Origin of the sequence: Methanococcoides sp. (genome assembly GCF_030594565.1) — an archaeon.
GTDB lineage: Archaea > Halobacteriota > Methanosarcinia > Methanosarcinales > Methanosarcinaceae > Methanococcoides > Methanococcoides seepicolus.
Map to the genome: position 1 here is coordinate 1 of NZ_JAUVEY010000153.1, position 5,138 is coordinate 5,138.

Annotated in this window: 6 protein-coding genes, 1 tRNA gene and 1 pseudogene; all 8 read left to right on the top strand. The window is 46.8% G+C overall.

Annotated elements, in window-relative coordinates:
* A partial coding sequence (locus QAS77_RS10445) for a DUF5814 domain-containing protein (RefSeq protein ID WP_305065434.1) occupies positions 1-635 on the top strand: 635 nt, incomplete at its 5' end.
* A 90-nt stretch (positions 636-725) separates the two neighbouring features.
* A complete protein-coding gene (locus tag QAS77_RS10450) occupies positions 726-1,097 on the top strand; it encodes a DUF3467 domain-containing protein (RefSeq protein ID WP_250867540.1) in 372 nt (123 codons plus the stop codon).
* Between the two features lie 138 nt (positions 1,098-1,235).
* The gene (locus tag QAS77_RS10455) at positions 1,236-1,460 is read left to right on the top strand and encodes an LSM domain-containing protein (protein ID WP_250867539.1); all 225 of its coding nucleotides are present in this window, start codon (positions 1,236-1,238) and stop codon (positions 1,458-1,460) included.
* Positions 1,461-1,483: 23 nt separating this feature from the next.
* Positions 1,484-1,846 (top strand): helix-turn-helix transcriptional regulator, encoded by a 363-nt coding sequence (locus QAS77_RS10460; RefSeq protein ID WP_305065437.1) that lies wholly within the window; start codon positions 1,484-1,486, stop codon positions 1,844-1,846.
* 98 nt (positions 1,847-1,944) lie between these two features.
* Positions 1,945-2,022: transfer RNA gene (locus QAS77_RS10465), tRNA-Glu, on the top strand.
* A 470-nt stretch (positions 2,023-2,492) separates the two neighbouring features.
* Positions 2,493-3,535 (top strand): annotated as a pseudogene (locus QAS77_RS10470) (aldehyde dehydrogenase family protein).
* A 10-nt stretch (positions 3,536-3,545) separates the two neighbouring features.
* The gene (locus QAS77_RS11575) at positions 3,546-3,782 is read left to right on the top strand and encodes an aldehyde dehydrogenase family protein (protein ID WP_331522650.1); all 237 of its coding nucleotides are present in this window, start codon (positions 3,546-3,548) and stop codon (positions 3,780-3,782) included.
* Position 3,783: 1 nt separating this feature from the next.
* On the top strand, positions 3,784-5,138 hold a 1,355-nt coding region (locus tag QAS77_RS10475; protein WP_305065438.1), incomplete at its 3' end, for an acetolactate synthase large subunit.

Consider the following 5,138-nt stretch of genomic DNA (forward strand, 5'->3'; position numbering starts at 1 on the left):
CCTTTAGTTCATTGCTTGCTAAATTGAAAAAGAAGAAGTTTATTACGATAAAGGATGATTCCATCGCACTTACGAAGTTCGGAAGTATTGCCGCAGGACATTTTCTTTCGATATCAAAGGCGTTCTTGATACGTGATGCGGTCCTTTCCGATCATAGAGCCATAGAGATAGTCACAAATCTCGAGTTCTTTGAGGCTGTTTATTTCAAGTATGCAGCCCAGATATCAACTGCCCTGAAGATAAATATGCCTTCAAGGGTGTTCCAGGGAGCTTCAATGGATATTGTTATGGAGGGTGAGAACCTTTCGAAACTTGAGACCAAGATGCAGGACCAGATACTGGACTTTGCTGCGGATTTCCTGACGTGTGGATGCAAGGATAGCCCATTTTGCGGGTGTCCTGAGCATTTGTTCTCCGAGAAGATCATCAACATGAGGATGGATGGTTATGATCCTATACAGATAGTCAGGCAGCTTGAGGATAAATACGGTATTACTGCATATCCGGGAGATCTGCTCGGATATCTTGATGATACTATAAGAAACCTTGATGCTGTTGAGAGGATAGCGGCAGTATATTCAAAGAAAGATATCGCACATTCTGCAAAAGATTTGAAAAAGCTCATTGAAGGATAATATGGGTTTATTCCGAATAGGACAAACCCTTTTAAGCGATGTTGACAATTACTTTCCAAATAAGGCATGGTTTTTGAAGGATATATTAATATGACTGAAGATAAGATCGCTCCCGAAGGGAAAGTTGCAAAGAAGTTGAAGATAGAGGTCGTTAAACCTGAGAACTTTAAACAGACCTATGCTATTGGTGCATTGGGTGGTCACAGTCCTTACGATTTTAGGATCGGTTTCTATAATGACAGCCCTAAAGGGTTTGAGAAATCTTCGAATTCACAGGTCATACAGAGATCCATCGAGACAGAAGTGATCATGTCACCTCTTGCCGCACTGGAACTATCACACTGGCTTGAACAGCATATTCGCGACTTTGAAGCTATGTTCGGACCTATCGCGAAAGTGAAGAACCATCTGCGTCCGGTAGAACAGCCAGAAGATACAGCCGAAATACAGGGATATATCTAAGAAATCACCTACGCCCTGCAATTTGTGGGAACGATGTTTTGATTCTAATCGGCAACCATAAATAGTAGGCAGAACACTTTACTTTTCCCGTATATAGTATTGATTATTATCTATTAACAATGATGTGAGGATACGATCTTGTTCCCAAATAAGAAAGTTCAGAAAATGATTGGATCTAAAGTCCAGGTAGAGATGAAGGGCGACCAGCACATCCTTGAAGGTACATTACAGAGTGCTGATGATTACCTTAACCTGCATCTTGTGGACACTACAGAGCTCGCTGATGGCGAACGTCTACGATCACTTGGTTCCGTTGTATTGAGAGGAAACAACATAATATTGATAGTGCCTGTAGAGAACTAAGATTTTATTTCCCGGAAAGAACCATGGAAATAGAAGAGAAGACTCTAAAGATCATACGCGATAGCAAGGACGGCGTCTATCAGAACGAGCTCTGGAAGCTTCTGGAGATAGACAGCCGTAAATGCTCAAGGATACTCAACAAGCTGATCAAAGCGGAGCTTATATCCCGCGAATCATCTGTTAATAATGGAGCTAGTACCTACCTTATAAAGGTAGTTACCCCAGAAGAGGAATCCTTCGATCTACTCCTTGCAGGAGAGATGTTCTCCCCTTGCGCAGGTTGCAGGCTTGCCTGCCAACCAGAAGAATGCGAACTGTTGTCAGACTGGATCAGCCAGCTGAGCGCAGAACCCGTAGAGACAGAAGAAGAAGAAGAAGAAGAATAAGCCTTTCAAAGCGAAAGGTATATATCCTCAATGGCCCTTATAGGGCTCGCTTCAATGCGAAGGATTAAAGCCCGCATTAAAGCGAGTAAAAACAGCGTGCTCCGGTAGTGTAGTCCGGCCAATCATTCCAGCCTTTCGAGCTGAAAACTCGGGTTCGAATCCCGGCCGGAGCACCAATATAACTTTTTTAAAATGTAATTAAACAATACATAAACATTTTGCTATTACAATTAAGCATCTTTTCTGAAAATTCTGCTAACACAGAGCCAACGGCTACAAGTATGGAAGGATTAACATGCATAGTCTGAAACTAGAGTCCCAGAGAACTTATTCTCTGCTTTTCACGATCAATACTACATTTTTCAGACACTCCAAGCAGTGGGGATGGGGTGTGAGCTTTCGTATCATACAAATTCATGCATGCAAGATCCATGAAATTATATTGGACTCCCTCACAATTTGTTTTATATCGCATAACCAACAACATTGATATGGGTAAATGAGGGGGATTTGAAAAACCCTGTAAGGTAGGGCTTGAGATTGTATTCCTCCAATCTACGGGAGAAATCACATGAAGAAAATGGTCTCTATGAATCCGGCAACAGGGGAAATAAATGAGGAATTTTAATACTATTCAGAAGAGAGGATCAACCGGACCTTAACAAAGGCAAGGACTACTTTTCTTGAATGGAAGGATCTTGACATTTCCGAAAGAGCGCATTATCTAAAGACTGCGGCTGCACAACTAAGAAAAGACAAGGATGAACTGGGCCGTATCATAACGATCGAGATGGGCAAACCCATCAAGGAATCAGTTCCCGAAGTGGAGAAATGCGCGTGGGCTCTCGAATATTTTGCGGAGAATGCGGAGAATTTCCTTGCACCGGAAGCTGTGGAAACCGACGCCCTGGATTCTGGAGTCTCATTTGAACCAAAGGGAGTGATACTCAGCATGATGCCCTGGAATTTCCCGTTCTGGCAGGCCCTTCGTTTCAGTGCACCGGCACTTGTAGGAGGCAATACGGTCATACTGAAGCATGCCAGCTCCGTGCCCATGTGTGCCCTTGCGATTGAAAAGGTGTTTGCTGATGCAGGCCTTCCAGAAGGTGCATTCCAGACCCTGCTTATCGACGGCAGGACCGCCTTGGAACTCATCGCAAGGGATGAGATCGCAGCAGTCACTTTCACAGGCAGCCTTAATGCAGGCAGCAAGGTGGCGGAAGCTGCAGGCAGGAATATGAAAAAGGCTGTGCTTGAGCTTGGGGGAGTGATCCGTTCATCGTTCTTGATGATGCCAATGTGGAGATGGCCGCAAAGGCAGGAGTGAACAGCCGCTTCCAGAACGGCGGCCAGAGTTGCATTGCAGCCAAACGTTTCATTGTTACCGAAGCTGTGGCCGATGAATTCCTGCGTATTTTTATCGGGTCCGCACGACAGCTGAAGGTCGGGGACCCAATGGACCCACAAACAGATGTTGGTCCCCTGGTCAATACGGAACAGGTCGATATCATTGATGCACAGGTAAAGGATGCTGTGAACAAAGGTGCCGACATCCTGCTTGAAGGGGGAAGACTTGACAGGCCAGGGTCATTTTATGCACCTGTGATCCTCAGTAATGTTAACGAGAACATGCGTGTGTTGAAGGAGAGACATTCGGACCGTTGCCCCTATTATCATTGTCAAGGGTGAGGAGGAGGCCATACGGGTTGCAGGCAACAGCGATTTCGGGCTTGGTGCCAGCCTGTGGACCGAAGATAGGGAACATGCAATGGAGATTGAAAAACGTATTGAATCCGGCATATTGTCGGTGAACTCAATGGTTGCCTCGGACCCCCGCCTTCCCTTTGGCGGTGTCAAGAAGAGCGGCATAGGACGAGAACTGTACAAGTATGGACTCTATGAGTTCATGAACATCAAGTCGATCAAGGTGTATTGATATGAAAGGAAGCGAACTGTTTGTCAGATGCCTGGAAAACGAGGGAGTGAAATATATTTATGGTATCCCGGGAGAAGAAACACTGGATCTCATGGAGTCCCTTTCGAGATCTGACATTGAATTCATTGTTGTAAGGCATGAACAATCCGCGGCATTCATGGCGGATGTGTGCGGACGCCTGACAGGCAGGCCCGGAGTCTGCCTGTCCACCCTGGGTCCGGGAGCCACCAATCTCATGACCGGTGTGGCGGATGCCCATCTTGACAGGGCACCCCTTGTAGCCATTACAGGTCAGGGTTCCCTTGACAGGGCGTATAAGGAATCACACCAGTTTCTGGATGTTGCGGGAATGTTCAGCAAGATAACGTCCTGGAACGCAACTGTGACCGCTGCCAGCCAGATCCCGGAACTGCTAGGAAAAGCCTTTGATATCGCCACGGATGTACCCGGGGCTGCTCATATTGAGCTGCCTGAGGACGTATCCACCCAGGAGACCGATGCACTGCCCCTTGAGAAAAAAGAATACTCCCATTCATGTAGCTTTGATGAAAAGGAATTGCAGAAAGCGATCGAACTTATCTCGGGTGCGACCAGACCTTTGATCATTGCCGGGAACGGTGTGATCCGCGAGAATGCTTCCCCTGAGCTGGAACAGTTCGTGGAGGCAGCCAATATAAGCGTTGTTACAACTTTCATGGGGAAAGGTGCAATTCCCGCAGACAATGATCATTTTATAGGTTCCATGGGGATGTCCGAACAGGATTACATCATATGCGGTCTGGACGCAGCGGACGTGGTCATTGCCGTTGGATTCGATTCCGTGGAATACAGCCCGGACCACTGGAACATGGACGGTTCAAAAACCATTATTCATGTTCAAAACAGGCATCCTGAAATAGAGGCCAGCTATATCCCGGAATGTGCACTCCTAGGCACACTTAAGGCAACCCTCCGTGCAATGACCTCTGCAGTTACCCCGCAGGAATTCCCGGACCATTACAGGAATATCAAGGCTTCAATGGAAGACGAATTACTTCGCTACAAGGATGACCCCGCATTCCCGGTGAAACCCCAGCGCATTCTCTGGGAGGTCCGACAGAAACTTGATCGCGAGGACATCCTTATCAGCGACGTGGGTGCTCACAAACTCTGGATCGGAAGACTATATCCTGCACTTGCCCCTAACACAGTACTTATGTCGAACGGCCTGGCTGCCATGGGATTTGGCCTACCTGCCGGCATAGCGGCCTGCCTTATGCATCCTGAAAAGAAAGTTGTGACGATCGCAGGAGATGCCGGTATCCTCATGAATATCCAGGACCTGGAAACCGCTGTGAGACTGGACTGCGATCTTGT